Source organism: Haloactinomyces albus (assembly GCF_031458135.1).
Taxonomy (GTDB): domain Bacteria; phylum Actinomycetota; class Actinomycetes; order Mycobacteriales; family Pseudonocardiaceae; genus Haloactinomyces; species Haloactinomyces albus.
On sequence record NZ_JAVDXW010000001.1, the window covers coordinates 4,415,732 to 4,429,381 of the forward strand.

The 13,650-nt window shown below is 64.7% G+C and carries 14 protein-coding genes and 1 pseudogene; 8 read left to right on the top strand and 7 right to left on the bottom strand.

Features of this window, described 5'->3' with window-relative positions; all coding sequences use genetic code 11:
- The first annotated feature begins 21 nt into the window (after positions 1 to 21).
- From JOF55_RS20825 to JOF55_RS20845, 5 genes are all read left to right on the top strand, one after another.
- Positions 22 to 801 (top strand): HpcH/HpaI aldolase family protein, encoded by a 780-nt coding sequence (locus JOF55_RS20825; protein ID WP_310277054.1) that lies wholly within the window; start codon positions 22 to 24, stop codon positions 799 to 801.
- Positions 798 to 1,745 carry a phosphoglycerate dehydrogenase gene (locus JOF55_RS20830; RefSeq protein WP_310277057.1) on the top strand — a complete coding sequence of 316 codons (948 nt, stop codon included), beginning with the start codon at positions 798 to 800 and terminating at the stop codon, positions 1,743 to 1,745. The genes JOF55_RS20825 and JOF55_RS20830 overlap by 4 nt, the downstream gene beginning before the upstream one ends.
- 61 nt (positions 1,746 to 1,806) lie before the next feature.
- Positions 1,807 to 3,228 (top strand): Nramp family divalent metal transporter, encoded by a 1,422-nt coding sequence (locus tag JOF55_RS20835; protein WP_310277060.1) that lies wholly within the window; start codon positions 1,807 to 1,809, stop codon positions 3,226 to 3,228.
- Positions 3,221 to 4,411, top strand: coding sequence for a sialidase family protein (locus JOF55_RS20840; RefSeq protein ID WP_374727572.1), 1,191 nt, complete (start codon positions 3,221 to 3,223; stop codon positions 4,409 to 4,411). Before JOF55_RS20835 ends, JOF55_RS20840 begins: the two co-directional genes overlap by 8 nt.
- A complete protein-coding gene (locus JOF55_RS20845) occupies positions 4,393 to 5,817 on the top strand; it encodes an Nramp family divalent metal transporter (protein WP_310277065.1) in 1,425 nt (474 codons plus the stop codon). Before JOF55_RS20840 ends, JOF55_RS20845 begins: the two co-directional genes overlap by 19 nt.
- A 39-nt stretch (positions 5,818 to 5,856) precedes the next feature.
- On the opposite strand, the pseudogene JOF55_RS24585 reads toward JOF55_RS20845, so the two are convergent.
- Positions 5,857 to 6,582, bottom strand: a pseudogene (locus JOF55_RS24585) (SDR family NAD(P)-dependent oxidoreductase); the annotation flags it as partial.
- A gap of 336 nt (positions 6,583 to 6,918) precedes the next feature.
- Between JOF55_RS24585 and JOF55_RS20860 the strand changes: the two are divergent.
- Positions 6,919 to 8,139 carry an erythromycin esterase family protein gene (locus JOF55_RS20860; protein WP_310277075.1) on the top strand — a complete coding sequence of 407 codons (1,221 nt, stop codon included), beginning with the start codon at positions 6,919 to 6,921 and terminating at the stop codon, positions 8,137 to 8,139.
- A gap of 56 nt (positions 8,140 to 8,195) precedes the next feature.
- On the opposite strand, the gene JOF55_RS20865 is transcribed toward JOF55_RS20860, so the two are convergent.
- From JOF55_RS20865 to JOF55_RS20890, 6 genes are all read right to left on the bottom strand, one after another.
- Positions 8,196 to 8,597, bottom strand: a complete 402-nt coding sequence (locus tag JOF55_RS20865; protein WP_310277079.1) for an ACT domain-containing protein — start codon at positions 8,595 to 8,597, stop codon at positions 8,196 to 8,198.
- Between the two features lie 293 nt (positions 8,598 to 8,890).
- On the bottom strand, positions 8,891 to 9,187 hold the full coding sequence (locus tag JOF55_RS20870) for a hypothetical protein (RefSeq protein WP_310277082.1): 297 nt from the start codon (positions 9,185 to 9,187) through the stop codon (positions 8,891 to 8,893).
- Positions 9,184 to 9,423, bottom strand: coding sequence for a hypothetical protein (locus JOF55_RS20875; RefSeq protein ID WP_310277085.1), 240 nt, complete (start codon positions 9,421 to 9,423; stop codon positions 9,184 to 9,186). Before JOF55_RS20875 ends, JOF55_RS20870 begins: the two co-directional genes overlap by 4 nt.
- A gap of 124 nt (positions 9,424 to 9,547) precedes the next feature.
- Complete coding sequence (locus JOF55_RS20880) at positions 9,548 to 10,363, bottom strand: ABC transporter permease (RefSeq protein WP_310277087.1); 816 nt, start codon at positions 10,361 to 10,363, stop codon at positions 9,548 to 9,550.
- Positions 10,360 to 11,328: an ATP-binding cassette domain-containing protein gene (locus JOF55_RS20885; protein WP_310277090.1), complete on the bottom strand. Its 969-nt coding sequence runs from the start codon at positions 11,326 to 11,328 to the stop codon at positions 10,360 to 10,362. Before JOF55_RS20885 ends, JOF55_RS20880 begins: the two co-directional genes overlap by 4 nt.
- Positions 11,329 to 11,574: 246 nt before the next feature.
- A complete protein-coding gene (locus JOF55_RS20890) occupies positions 11,575 to 12,024 on the bottom strand; it encodes an ArsI/CadI family heavy metal resistance metalloenzyme (protein WP_310277094.1) in 450 nt (149 codons plus the stop codon).
- A gap of 84 nt (positions 12,025 to 12,108) precedes the next feature.
- On the opposite strand from JOF55_RS20890, the gene JOF55_RS20895 reads away from it, so the two are divergent.
- Together JOF55_RS20895 and arsB are read left to right on the top strand one after the other, a co-directional pair.
- The gene (locus JOF55_RS20895; RefSeq protein WP_310277096.1) at positions 12,109 to 12,477 is read left to right on the top strand and encodes an ArsR/SmtB family transcription factor; all 369 of its coding nucleotides are present in this window, start codon (positions 12,109 to 12,111) and stop codon (positions 12,475 to 12,477) included.
- Entirely contained in the window at positions 12,474 to 13,586 is a 1,113-nt protein-coding gene (arsB, locus tag JOF55_RS20900) for an ACR3 family arsenite efflux transporter (RefSeq protein WP_310277099.1), read from the top strand. The genes JOF55_RS20895 and arsB overlap by 4 nt, the downstream gene beginning before the upstream one ends.
- Positions 13,587 to 13,650: the final 64 nt, after the last annotated feature.

Sequence of the window (13,650 nt, forward strand, 5' to 3'; positions counted from 1 at the left end):
TTCCGGACAGAGGAGGACCACATGGCCGCAGCAGAGTTCGCAAGCAAACTACGCAACCGCGAGAAAGTTCTCGGTTACTGGGCAGTGCTGGACGCGCCGGTTGCCGCGGAGCGCCTCGCACGGCTGGGCTATGACTACGTCGCCATCGACGGGCAGCATGGATTGGTCGGCTACTCCGGCATTCTCAATTCGATGATGGCCATCGATGCAGGCGGAACGGCCGCAGGAATGGTTCGCGTGGAAGCCAACGATGCGACCCCGATCGGACGTGCACTGGACGCGGGTGCGGCCGGGGTCATCGTGCCGATGATCGACACTGCGGAAGATGCCGCTGCGGCCGTTGCCGCGACTCGCTACCCGCCGCACGGACATCGTTCCTATGGCCCGATGCGTTCCGGGCTGCGTATCGGACCCAAACCGGCGGATGCGAATGCGAGCACGGTGGTCATCGCGATGATCGAGACTCGCCAGGCGCTGACCAATGTCCACGAGATTTGCGCCATCGAAGGACTTGACGGGGTCTATGTCGGGCCCTCGGACCTGTGCCTCGCCGTCGGTGGTGAATTCCCCGGGGATCCCGCCGTGTCCGAGGTGTTCGAGGATGCCGTTGCCGAAGTTCGGCAGACAGCGCAGGAGGCGGGGATCGCAGCGGGCATCCACACCCCGAGCGGGGAGATCGCGGCGCGGCGGCTGACAGAGGGATACACGTTTGCCAGTGTCGCCTCCGACCTCGTGCACCTCGAGCAAACCGCAGCCGGTCACTTGAAGGCGGCGCTTTCGGAGGGGCAGACGCCGGCATGAATACCGTACTGATCACCACCCCGACTTTCGCCCGTTTCTCCGACGAACCGTGGGACATTCTCAAGGCGGTGGGCGAGGCGGTCCGCCCGTACGACGCGCAGGCCATGCCTTCGGAAGAGTTGCTCGCACGAGTGCCCGCTGCCGATGCGCTGATCGTGGGGACGGACGTGGTCACCGCCGAGGTGCTGGATGCCGCACCGCGGTTGCGCGTTGTCGCGAAGCACGGCGTCGGAACCGACAACATCGACGTCGAATCCGCACACCGCCGCGGCATTCGCGTCGTGAACGCCCCCGGAAGCAACACACAGGCGGTCGCCGATCTCACCTTCGGACTCCTGCTTGCCGCTGCCAGAAGTATCATCCCGGCACATTCGGTCGTCATGCACGGCCGCTGGGATCGGTTATACGGCGCCGAGGTTTCGAACAAGACCCTGGGAATTATCGGGTTCGGCCAAATTGGCCGGGCGGTGGCGCGGCGCGCGCGTGGCTTCGACATGCGTGTGCTTGCCCATGATCCTTATACCGATCCGTCGGCGGTGGCGGACGCAGGTGCCGTGCAGGCTACATTCCGCGAATGTGTGAGGAATGCGGACTTTCTCAGCCTGCACCTACCGGCCGCGCCGGATTCCGGTTTCCTGCTGGATCGTGCGGCGATCCGTGCCATGCGGCCGGGCGCTTACCTGGTAAATGCCGCTCGCGGTGGCCTTGTCGACGAGGCCGCACTTGCGGAGGCGTTGCATGATGGGCATGTTGCCGCGGCAGCGTTGGATGTATTCGGAGAGGAGCCCCCGGAGGGCAGTCCGCTGCTGCACGCACCCAATGTTCTCTGCACACCGCATATCGGAGCCTGCAGTTACGAAGCAAACCGGAACATGGGTACAGCCGTGGCCAACGACATCGTACGAGTGCTCGGCGGGAACGAGCCGACGAACGCGGTTTACTGAACCGGACCGGTAAGCGAGCAATCAACTGGCGGAAATTCCTGTATCGAGATGTGAGGGAAACATGTCACAGACCAGTTCTTCGCTGGAGAGAGAAAGAGCATCGGAAGATCTTTATCGGCTCACTGCCGAGGACATCAAAGAGCCTCCATCCGGATGGCGGCAGAGTTTCCGCTACTTTGGTCCCGGACTCGTGCTGAGTGCTGCCGTCGTCGGATCCGGCGAATTGATCGCCACCACCGCACTGGGAGCGCAAGCCGGTTTCGTCCTGCTGTGGCTCGTGGTGTTCAGCACCGTGGTGAAGCTCGCTGTTCAAATAGAACTCGCACGATGGTGCATAGCCACGGGGGAGCCCGCTTTGACGGGGCTGAACAGACTACGGCCGAAGGTCGGCAGGATAGGTTGGGTGAACCTTGTCTGGGTGACCGCTGCGCTGGCCAAATTTATTCAACTTGGCGGAGTAGTCGGAGGCGTGGTCGCGGCCTGCAGTATTCTGGCTCCGATCAATGGGGATCCGCTGAGCTTCACCTCCACGCTCGTCTGGACGATCATTGTCGTCACCATTACCGTGAGCTTGCAGTACTCGACGCGATACAATCGCATTGAACGAGTGGCTGTCTTCCTGGTCGCGCTCTTCTCGCTTGCGATCGTGGTGGTGTCCTTCGGTCTTGTTCCGTTCACACCGTACGCCTACACCGGCGACGACATTCTGGGCGGACTCGGGTTCGAACTCCCGCTGGGCTCGGTGGGAGCGGCGATCGCGATGTTCGGCATCACCGGAATCGGCGGCGATGAGATGACGAACTACACCTACTGGTGCCTGGAAAAGGGATACGCACGGTGGGCGGGCCCGGATGACGGCAGTGAGGCATGGAGAAAGCGCGCCGACGGCTGGATCAAGGTCATGTACAAGGACGCTTGCGTGTCCTGGGTCGTCTACACATTCGGTACGATCGCGTTCTTCATGCTGGGGGCAGCCGTCCTCGCACCACAAGGCATTGTTCCCAAGGGGAACGATATGATCGTCGCCCTCAGTCGAGTCTTCACCGACACGCTGGGGGACTGGGCGAGTGTCGTCTTCCTCGTCGGTGCGGTCATCGTATTGGGATCGACGATGTGGGCCTCGACTGCGAGTAATCCGCGGCAGTACACCAACTTTCTCGGAGTCGTCGGTGCCATAGACTGGAATGATCCGAAGGCTCGACTGAGGTGGATCCGTGCTTTCACGGTGGGGCTTCCCATATTTTGGGGGATCTCCTACTTGCTTCTCGAATCGCCTGTGCTCATGGTGCAAATCGGTGGCATCGCGAGTGCGATTTTCCTGGTCGCTCTTGTCGTGGCGGTGTGGCATTTACACAACAAGGAGATCGATCGCCGCCTGCACGGGGGAAGAGCGTTCAACGCTGCCCTGGCGATCAGCAGCGCCGCGGTCATGCTGCTCGGGGTCTACGCCCTGCTGGAGGTATTCGGTGTTTCCCTTGGATAGTACGAGCGGTGGTCCGGCGACCGAGCTGCCAACGGATGGCATCATCCGGGTCAACGCGGGGGACTCGCGCAGGCACGATGCCTACCTTCCTGCACCAACCGTGCAGTCGCATGCTGCCAACCTGATGCCGCTGCCCGGTGGCGAACTCGGCTGCGCTTGGTTCGGCGGCACTCAGGAGGGCATGTCGGATATCGACATCCGGTTCTCCCGGCTCGGCAAGGAAGGGATGTGGTCGGAACCGGTGCGAGTATCGGCCGATCCGCACCGTTCGGAACAGAATCCGGTTCTGTTTCCCACGCCCACCGGCGAACTCTGGCTGCTCTACACGGCCCAGCGCGCGGGTAACCAGGACACGGCCGAAGTGCGCGTGCGGGTATCCGGCGATGGTGGTCGTTCGTGGGGACCGGCCCGAACCCTTTTCCCGGCGACCGATGTGGGCGGAGTGTTCGTCCGCCAGCCGATCGTGGTCCTGAGCTCCGGGCGTTGGCTGCTGCCGGTGTTCCACTGTGTGCGTCCCGGGGAAGGAAGGTGGGTTGGTGATCTCGACACCAGCGCTGTTCTCGTCTCGGACGACGAAGGGGCGAGCTGGGAACACCACGGCGTTCCGGGGAGTACGGGCTGTGTACACATGAACATCGTGGCGCTCGACGATGGCTCGTTACTCGCGCTCTACCGCAGACGTCAGGCGGACGCCATTTACCGGAGCCATTCGGTCGACGGCCTCACCTGGAGTGAACCTGCAGCGACCGAGCTTCCGAACAACAACTCGTCGATCCAGGCCACAACGTTGCAGGACGGCAAGGTTGCGCTGGTGTTCAACGCGAGCAGTGCGCGCGACGCCACGGCGCGGCGGGCGTCACTCTACGACGAGATCGACGGCGACGGCCTTGCCGAACCTGTCCAGCAGGCCGAAGCGGAAGGTGCTGCCTTCTGGGGTGCACCCCGCGCACCGTTGACGCTGGCGCTGTCGTCCGATAACGGGCATACCTGGCCAGTACGTCGTGACCTCGAAGTCGGCGATGGCTACTGCTTGACCAACAACTCGACCGACGGCCTGAACCGCGAATTCTCCTACCCATCGATCACCCAGACCGCGGATGGTGCACTGCACGTCGCTTTCACCTACTTCCGCCAGGCCATCAAACATGTGCGCATCGCGCCGGAATGGGCAGCATCAACCTAGCCACTCAGGAGCTGAACATGACCCAGGACCATGGCGAGAGAACACCAGAGAGCGCGGTGATCACCTCCGTACGGCCGCCAACCAGCATGAGCGGCTATGCCAAGAGTATGGGGCCGGGAATCGTCGTCGTTTTGTCCTGGCTCGGGACCGGCGATTTCATCAGCGCCTCCGTGTCGGGTTCGACCTTCGGCTATGCACTGCTCTGGACGCTCGTGGTAGCCGTTTTCTCGCGCTATTTCATCGTTTCGGCGATGTCGAAATACCAGCTGTGCAATGCCGTTGGCGATGAGACGATTCTGGACGGTTACGCGCGGGTGTGGAAAGGATTCCCGATGTATATCGGGTCCGCTACCTGCATCCTCGGGTTCGTCTACGTGTCGTTTCTGCTGCTCGCTGCGGGGACCGCGCTTGACCATCTGTTCGCAGGTGTTGTCCGGCTCGGTGTCTGGGGTGTTCCGTTCTGGGCTGCCGTGACGATGGGTGTGGCCGTATGGCTCGCCGTGCAGCGAAAGCGGCATTACCGGGGTCTCGAGATCCTGGCGCAGCTGACGATGTCGGCACTTGTGCTCAGCTTTCTGATCGCCGTGGTCGGCACCGGTGTGGACATCGGTGGCCTGTTCAAGGGACTGCTGTTCGAGTTGCCGCCGGGGCAGGCGGGGTACATTACCGCGATCACCACGGCGATCGGTCTCATCGGTGCCGTCGGCGGTTCGGCGGCCAACTTGCTCTATCCCTATCTGATGCACGAGAAGGGCTGGCGCGGCGAGAGCTTCCGCAAGGTACAGCGCTTCGACCTGCGGGCCGGGACGATCGTCATGTGCGGCCTCGTTCTCGCGGTGTGGGTCGTCGCCGCGGAGACACTGCACGGCACCGGAACATCTGTCACGTCGGCAGACGACCTCGCGCTCATGATGGGGAAGGCGATCGGCCCGGCCGGGCCACCCATCATGTGGTGCGCGATCTTTTTCGTGGTGTTCGACAACGTCGTCACGCAGCCGCGCGTATTCGTGCGGATGTTCATCGAATCCGTCTATAAATCGTGCCCGGCCCGGGAACAGCGCATCAGGGCGGCCAGGGGCGTGCCCGATTCGTCGGTGAAGGACACCTTCGCGTACGACCGGTTGTTTTGGGGACTGCTGATCTTCGTCATGACCGTGCCGGTGATCTTTTCGATGCCCGGAATGCCCGGTCTTGTCGTGATCACCTTGCTCGGCAATTCGTTCAACGTCCTGACGGTGCCTGTGATCATCATCGGCCTGATCGCCATGACGACCAGGCGAGATCTGATGCTGTCGCACTACGTGAACAAGTGGTGGGAGACTGCGGTTCTGGGCGTCATCGGTGCGATCGGCTTGTGGGCGACCTACGAACTGATCCTGACCGTGGTCGGCTCCATAGCGAGTTGACCGCGAACGCTCAAGTGCGTGGTACCTGTGGTGTACCGGGGAAAGTGGTTTGACGCCGCCGTGCGCGCTGAATCCACCGTCGACCGGGATTTCGGCTCCGGTGATGAACGACGCCCCGTCGGAGAGCAGGAACACCACCAGCGGTGCCACCTCGTCGACGGTTCCGGTGCGCTCCAGCGGGGTCTGTGCGATGTTGGCCTCCCGGAAGGTCTCCGGTGCGGAGGTGGTCATCGGAGTCTCGATATGGCCGGGGTGGATGGTATTGACCCGGATTCCACGTGCCCCGAGTTCCACGCAGGCCGCTTTGGACAGCCCACGCAGCGCCCACTTGCTGGCGGTGTAGGCCACCGGGTAGTGGCCGGTCAGTGCGGCCACCGAGCCCACGTTGACGATCGAGCCGCCGGGCGGCATCCGTGGAGCCAGATGCTGCACGCCCAGCAGCGGGCCTTCCGTGTTGATCCGGTGAATCCCCATGTCCTCGATGCCGACCTCGCTCAGCCGCGCTCGCCAGGTCGCACCGGCGTTGTTCACCAGTCCGTCCACATGAGTCAGATCGGTGGCCAGTGTCGCCCAGTCCGACGCACTCGCGACATCCAGTCGCCGATATGCGACACCATGCTCCTCGGCCAGTCGCTCACCTTCGTCGTCGAGAACATCGGTGGCGACAACGGTGGCTCCGGCACGCAGCAGCGCCACGACCTCGGCAGCGCCCTGCCCGCGTGCGGCACCGGTCACCACGACGGTCTTACCGGTCAGATCGGCCATCTTGCCTCCTGAGATCCGACGTCGTTACGCAGGTACCGGATCCGAGCACGTCGCCGGTTCGAACCACGGTGCTGCGCGAAGCGGTGCCCTGCTGTTCGGCCGTGGCGATCTCTGTGTTCAACGAGTCTCCTTCGAAGGACTTGCCTCACGATGCCGGGACCGAGCAGTATCAGGGAAGACGAAGCTGCTGATGGGCATATTGATGTTGTTCATATCCTCGTGGTGAGGAAAACGACGCGGCTCGCCGATCCGGATCTGAACCTGCTCGTGACACTGCAGGCCCTGTCATCCTGCATGAGGATCACAACGTTCGCAGAGGCGTCAGGAGAGCCGAGAATGCCGACGAATCCGATCCGCGACGTCGCGGTCCCACTGCACACCCTCGACCCCGCAGAGCCCGACGTTTCCGATCTCGCGGCCCTGCGAGACCTCGTCGGCAACGCTCGTGTCGTGTGCCTGGGGGAGAGCGCGCATGGTGTGTCCGAGTTCTGCCGGATCAAGGACCGTGTGTTGCGCTTCCTGGTGAGCGAACTCGGCTTTTCGGCGCTCGTCATGGAATCCGGATTTCCCGAGGGACTGGCGGTGAACGACTGGGTGTTGGGTGGAGCGGGCGATCTCGAACGGATCGCCGAGGCCGGGATCACCTACGGGTTCGGTGCGTGTGCGCAGATGCGTGCCGGGCTGCAGTGGATGCGCGACCGGAACGCGCAGCACGAGAGCAAGGTGCGCTTCTATGGCATGGACATACCCGGCTCGTGCGCAAATCCGGGGCCTGCCGTCGAAGCCTGCCTTGCGCGTCTGGCGCCAAGGCCACAGGACCAGGCTCTTCGGGCCTTGGCCGATCTCGGCGAGCGGTTCCAGGCGCACGCCCGCTATCGGGCGATGACGCCCGGCGATCGTGCACGACTGTCACACGGCATCGCCGAACTCGTCGAGCGCGCCGGGACCTCCGGGGATGACATCGCCTATCGGTGCGCACTCGGTGCCCAGCTTCTCGACGGGCACCTCGGCGAAGGCCACAATCCGCGCGAGGAGTTGATGGCCGACACCGTCCGCTGGATCCTCGATCGCGAGGAACGCATCGTCATCAGCGCGCACAACGGGCACGTCCAGCGCGGGTTGACGCCCATCGGCGCTCCGGCACTCGGTAGGATCCTTGCGCCCGTGCTGGGCGACGACATGGTCGTCATCGGCACGACCCGTGCCTGCGGCGAGATACCGGAGCTCCACTTCGAGGGTGAACCGCCCCGCCCGTCTTCGATTTCGCTCGAGGAGGTTCCGCCGCCACCGCCCCATACCATCGACGCGCTGATGGACGCGGTCGACTTCCCGCTGCACCTGGCGAACCTGCGCCGCGTACCGCCGGAACGGATCGCCGCGGCCACGGCGATATGCGCGCAAACCCTCATGCTCGATCTCGATCCGAGCCGGGCCTTCGATGCCCTGGTGCACGTCAGGCGTCTCACCCCGGCTCCGGAGATCTTCGAATCCTTGCAAGACTCCATCGCTCGCGCGACGGAGAACGCAGGAAATCAAGATCCATCATCGCCCTGCTGACCGCCACATCCGGCTGATACCGCCCGGTATGGAAATCAGCAGCGGCAGCCGCGACGTCAGCCGCCGAGCCGTTCTTGTCCAACGCTGGTCAGCAGCTCCACGGCTTCATGTCCTCGCTCGGCAGGCACGAAAAGATGATCGTGGTAGTACCCGGCGAGCACGTTGCAGCTCATACCCGCCCGCGCGAGTCGGGAGGTGACCGCGGCGGTCAGCCCGACGGCGTCAAGCGAGGAGTGGACGCGCAGCGTGATCATCGCGGCGACATGGTCGTATTCGAGCACGTGCCGATCGGCGATTTCCTGTGGCAGCACCAGCGTGATGCCTTCTTCCTCGCGCACCATGGCAGTCGGTTCGATTGCCGAGGGCAGCTCATCCGCCCGGGCGAAGACATACCGTTCTGCCTGCATTTCGGGGGCCATCGCCGCCAGTAGCTCGGACAGGTTGCTCTCGCCGCTCATGCCGTCAGGCTGCCACGGGCGATGGCGACGGCGTTGATCGCCTCCGCGAATTTGCTGAATCACAAGGGGACTCGAACGTGGGCGTAGAGTTCCGCCGCAATCCCCAGCCCAGCCTGCAGAGTGCCCTCCTCGACGTTCCCTGCCGAACGGGTACGCCAGTGGCGTGCATCGTGATCTTGTTGGGGGCACTCGGGGATTTCAGGCCTTGCTGGGTGCTTACCGTTGGCAGGCCCTCGTCGGCGAAGTCGCCCGAGCCAATGCCGCGCGGGGACAGCGCCGGGTATTGGGGCGTTTCAGTTCGTCGCGAGGATTTTGAACAGCAGGGTGTCGACTTCGGCCAACGCGCGCGCGTCGATCTGGCGTTGCCGCTGTCGAAAGTCCTCCTTGGGATAGGGGCGGATACGGTCGACCACCGCGTATTGCCCGTCGGCGAGGGGCACGGTCCATGCCTCGAGACTTTCGGCAGTGAGCACGGGCATTGCCAGCACCGAGTGGGGCTGTGGCTGGTCGTTGTACATTCCGCCCGAGACCACTACGACCGGTAGCGGGTAGCCGTGCAGCGTCCACACTTCGCCGCGCCGCAAGCTCATGCGGCACCCCGGGCACCCTCGGCGAGGCGTCGATCGGCGACCGCGTCCTGGTCATCGAGCTGGCCGGCCACGTCGGGATTGCCTGCCAGCCACTCGGCGTGTGCCTCGCAGCGGCGTCGGGTGTCCTCGCGTTCGATCAGTTCGGCTACCCACTGACTGAACGAGGCGCCGTCGCGCTCCGCCCACCGTTTCGCACGCCCATAGGTGCCTTCATCGAGATTCAACGTAGTGCGCATACTCGCATGCTAGCAGTGGAGGTCATCGCTCAGCGACATACCACTGTTCTCACGCACCGCGACAAGGCCTGCTTACAGCTCGATGCTGCCCTGCATCGGTGACAGGCGGCCGTGCGGGGCCGATCTACACCCGCCGTTTGAACACCCACGCCGACAGGGGAGCGAAGACGGCGGTGATCGCGGCTGCCCAGATCAGCGTCGCGATGATCGGTCCTGCCTGCACACCGGTGACCATCAGTCCTCGGGACGCGTCGGCGAGGATGGAGACCGGGTTGACGCTGACGAGTCCCTGCAGCCAGCCGGGCAGGGTCTGTACCGGCACGAAGATGTTGCTGACGAACGTCAGCGGAAACAGCGCGGTCATCCCGTAGATCTGCACTCGCTCGGGGTCCGGGGCGAGCAGTCCGACCACCACGGCCACCCAGGAGAACGCCAGCGCGAAGATCAGCAACAGCACGACAGCGCCGAGCAGGCCGGCCACGCCGGTGCCGAGCCGGAAGCCGAGGATCATCCCGACACCGAGGACGAGCACGATCGACCAGGCTTGTTTGACCTGGTCGGCCAGGATGCGACCGGCCAGTGGGGCCCATCGGGCCACCGGCAGGGAGCGCAGCCGGTCGAACACGCCCTTGGTCAGGTCGGTGTTGAGCCCTTGGCCCACGTAGAGGCTGACGAACAGCATGTTCATCACGATCATGCCGGGCAGCATGAAGGTCAGGTAGGTCTGCCAGTCGCCCATGATGGCGCCGCCGAACATGAATGTGAACAGCAGGACGAACATGATGGGCTGGATGCTGAAGTCGCCCAGTTCCCAGGGGTTGTGCCGGACCTGCACCACGGTGCGCCAGGCCAGGGTCAGGCTCTGGCGCATGCCTTCGAGTGGGCTCACCCGTGCAGGCAGCGTCGGGCCTGGTGCGGGGGTGTCGGTGCGGGTGGTCATGACAGGGTCCGTTCGGTGGATGCCTGCTCGGTCTCGTCAGCAGGGCGGCCGGTCAGGGACAAAAACACCTCGTCGAGGCTGGAGTTGCGCAGTGCCAGCTCGGTGACGACGACGCCGGCATCGTCGAGGCGGCGCACGACGGCAGGCAGCACGGCAGGGTCGGTGATCGGCGCGGTCACCCGCTGCCCGTCGAGGTCGGGAACGTGGTCGGCGAGTTCGCCGACCACGGAGGTAACCAGCGGCAGGTGGGTCTCGTCTGCGGGACGCACCACCAGCGTCTGCGAGCCGATCTTGGCCTTGAGCTCGTCCGGGGTGCCGGTGGCGATGACCCGGCCGTGGTCGATGACGACGATGTCGTCGGCCAGTGCGTCGGCCTCGTCCAGGTACTGGGTGGTCAGCAGAACCGTCACGCCGCCTGCCACCAGGCTGCGGATCAGCGTCCACAGTTCGGTGCGGGCGCGCGGGTCCAGACCTGTGGTGGGCTCGTCCAGATACAGCATCGAGGGGTGGGCGACCAGGCTGGCGGCGAGATCGAGGCGGCGGCGCATGCCGCCCGAGTAGGTCTTCACCGCCCGGTCGGCGGCGTCGGTCAGTCCGAACCGGTCGAGCAGTTCGTGGGCCCTGTGCTTGGCCCGAGCGCGGGAGGATCCGAGCAGGCGGCCGATGAGCAGGAGGTTTTCCCCGCCCGTGAGGCTCTCGTCGACGGCGGCGTACTGCCCGGTCAGTCCGATCAACTGGCGCACCCGGTGTGCGTCGCGGACCACGTCGTAGCCGCCGACGGTGGCATGCCCCGCATCGGGCCGCAGAAGCGTGCTCAGGACGCGGACGGCGGTGGTCTTTCCCGCCCCGTTGGGACCGAGCAGTCCGAGTACCGTGCCCGTGTCCACCGCGAAGTCGACACCGTCGAGGGCGGTGGTCGTGCCGAAGCGCTTGACCAGGCCTTCGGCCCGGATGGCGTGGGTCATGGCGCACTCCTGTTCGTCCTTCGACACTCCCGGGTCCGGCGGCTCGGTTCGGTAAGGGTAGTCCCGAAACAGTGGGTGTGCCCGCTTGTGTCGACCACCGGTGTACCCGGAACTCATCGCCGGTTTGCTCAGTATCGAACTTCGAGCGCAATCGAGGTCAAGACGACAGCCATGTGGACGGCTGCGGGTGCTGCACCGATGTGTGCGGTGTGGCCCCTCACCTGGAGAGGCCACACCGCAACGGGATCAGGCGGTGGCTGCTGCGGACTCGGCGTCACCGCTGCAGCACGAGACCGGCGCGGTGATCTCGGGATTGCTCCCGTAGGTGGGGGAGTCGTCGGTGACGACGTAGACCTCCCAGGGTTCGCGTCCGGGCCCGTGCACCCAAACCTTGTCCTGGGTGGCGTAGCAGCAGGTGGTGTCGTCTTCGACCTGGGTGAACAGGCCCAGATCGGACAGCCGCCGAGTAGCGGTGTGCACGGTGTCGGTGTCGGCGACCTCGACGCCGAGGTGATCCATCGCCGTGTCCTGGCCGGACTCGCCTTCCAGCAGGACGAGCTTCAGCGGTGGTTCGGCCACGGCGAAGTTGGCATAGCCGGGTCGTAGCTTGGCCGGTTCGACTCCGAGCAACTTGGTGTAGAAGTCGATCGAGCCCTGCAGGTCACCGACCCGGAGGGCGAGTTGCATGCGCGACATCCCCGTACTCCTGTCTAGATAAATATCGAATCAACTGACATCGCCGAGTTTGCTCCTTGGGTTGATGGATGTCAATATAGAGTTATGTCGAAACAACAGGAGCCCGGTGATGAGCAGGTCTTGTGCTGCTCGCCGCTGATGCGCGAACCGTTGGGTGCCGAGCAGGCCGGCGAGTTGGCACGGGTGTTCAAGGCCATCGGGGAGCCGGCGCGGCTGCGGCTGCTGTCGCTGATCGCCTCGCATGCCGGCGGCGAGGCCTGCGTGTGCGACCTGACCGGGGCGTTCGAGCTGTCCGGGCCGACGATCTCGCATCACCTCAAGGTGCTGCGCGAGGCCGGAGTCATCGACGGCGAGCGCCGGGGAACGTGGGTCTACTACCGGGTGCGTACCGAGATGCTGGCGGTGCTGTCCGGGGTGCTGCTGCCTGCCGACGACGGGGTGGTTCCGGCATGACCCGGACGGCGCAGTCGGCCGAGGCCACCGAGACGACCGACACGGCCGTGGCCGCGAAGCTGTCCACGCTGGACCGATTCCTGCCGGTGTGGATCGGTGTGGCCATGGCCGCAGGACTGCTGTTGGGGCGGTTCGTGCCGGGGCTGAACACGGTGCTGAACTCGCTGCACGTGACCTCCGGGGTCTCACTGCCGATCTTCGTCGGCTTGCTGGTGATGATGTATCCGGTGCTGGCCAAGGTGCGCTACGACCGGCTGGATACCGTTACCGGCGATAAGCGGCTGCTGGTGTCCTCACTGGTGATCAACTGGCTCGTCGGTCCGATGGTCATGTTCGCGCTGGCCTGGACCTTTCTGCCCGATCTGCCCGAGTACCGCACCGGGTTGATCATCGTCGGGTTGGCGCGCTGCATCGCCATGGTCATCATCTGGAACGACCTGGCCTGCGGCGACCGGGAGGCCGCCGCGGTGCTGGTGGCGCTGAACTCGGTGTTTCAGGTGTTGGCCTTCGCCGGGCTGGGCTGGTTCTATCTGAACGTGCTGCCCGGTTGGCTGGGTCTGGACACCACGGGTTTGGCTGTCTCGGCCTGGCAGATCGCCCAATCGGTGCTGATCTTTCTCGGTATTCCGTTGGTCGCGGGCTATCTTTCCCGTCGCCTCGGTGAGCGCAGTAAGGGTCGCGCCTGGTACGAGCAGCGATTCTTGCCCAAGGTCGGCCCGTTCACCCTGTACGGGCTGTTGTTCACCATCGTGGTGCTGTTTGCCCTGCAGGGCGAGGCCATCACCAGCCAACCCCTCGATGTTGTGCGCATCGCACTGCCGTTGTTGGTGTATTTCGCCGTGATGTGGGCGGGCTCGTTCGCTCTGGGCAAGGGCATCGGGTTGTCCTACGAGCGCGCGACGACGCTGTCCTTCACCGCTGCGGGAAACAACTTCGAGCTGGCCATCGCCGTGGCCATTGCCACTTTCGGCGTCACCAGCGGCCAGGCCTTGGCCGGGGTGGTCGGCCCACTGATCGAAGTGCCGGTGCTGGTGGCACTGGTCTACGTCTGTCTGGCTGCACGCCGATGGTTCACGCCATCGCCCCGGCAGTCGCAAACGCGCACTTGAGCGAGTGGTGTGGCCCTCGCACCGGCGACGGCCACACCTCGCCCTCGCCCGCAAGCCTGATTCC

Coding starts and splice junctions, on each gene's coding strand:
- JOF55_RS20825 (WP_310277054.1), top strand. CDS start 22: ATGGCCGCAGCAGAGTTCGCAAGCAAACTACGCAACCGCGAGAAAGTT.
- JOF55_RS20835 (WP_310277060.1), top strand. CDS start 1,807: ATGTCACAGACCAGTTCTTCGCTGGAGAGAGAAAGAGCATCGGAAGAT.
- JOF55_RS20845 (WP_310277065.1), top strand. CDS start 4,393: ATGGGCAGCATCAACCTAGCCACTCAGGAGCTGAACATGACCCAGGAC.
- JOF55_RS20890 (WP_310277094.1), bottom strand. CDS start 12,024: ATGTCGCGCATGCAACTCGCCCTCCGGGTCGGTGACCTGCAGGGCTCG.
- JOF55_RS20885 (WP_310277090.1), bottom strand. CDS start 11,328: ATGACCCACGCCATCCGGGCCGAAGGCCTGGTCAAGCGCTTCGGCACG.
- JOF55_RS20875 (WP_310277085.1), bottom strand. CDS start 9,423: ATGCGCACTACGTTGAATCTCGATGAAGGCACCTATGGGCGTGCGAAA.
- JOF55_RS20830 (WP_310277057.1), top strand. CDS start 798: ATGAATACCGTACTGATCACCACCCCGACTTTCGCCCGTTTCTCCGAC.
- JOF55_RS20880 (WP_310277087.1), bottom strand. CDS start 10,363: ATGACCACCCGCACCGACACCCCCGCACCAGGCCCGACGCTGCCTGCA.
- JOF55_RS20865 (WP_310277079.1), bottom strand. CDS start 8,597: ATGAGCGGCGAGAGCAACCTGTCCGAGCTACTGGCGGCGATGGCCCCC.
- JOF55_RS20895 (WP_310277096.1), top strand. CDS start 12,109: ATGTCGAAACAACAGGAGCCCGGTGATGAGCAGGTCTTGTGCTGCTCG.
- arsB (WP_310277099.1), top strand. CDS start 12,474: ATGACCCGGACGGCGCAGTCGGCCGAGGCCACCGAGACGACCGACACG.
- JOF55_RS20870 (WP_310277082.1), bottom strand. CDS start 9,187: ATGAGCTTGCGGCGCGGCGAAGTGTGGACGCTGCACGGCTACCCGCTA.
- JOF55_RS20860 (WP_310277075.1), top strand. CDS start 6,919: ATGCCGACGAATCCGATCCGCGACGTCGCGGTCCCACTGCACACCCTC.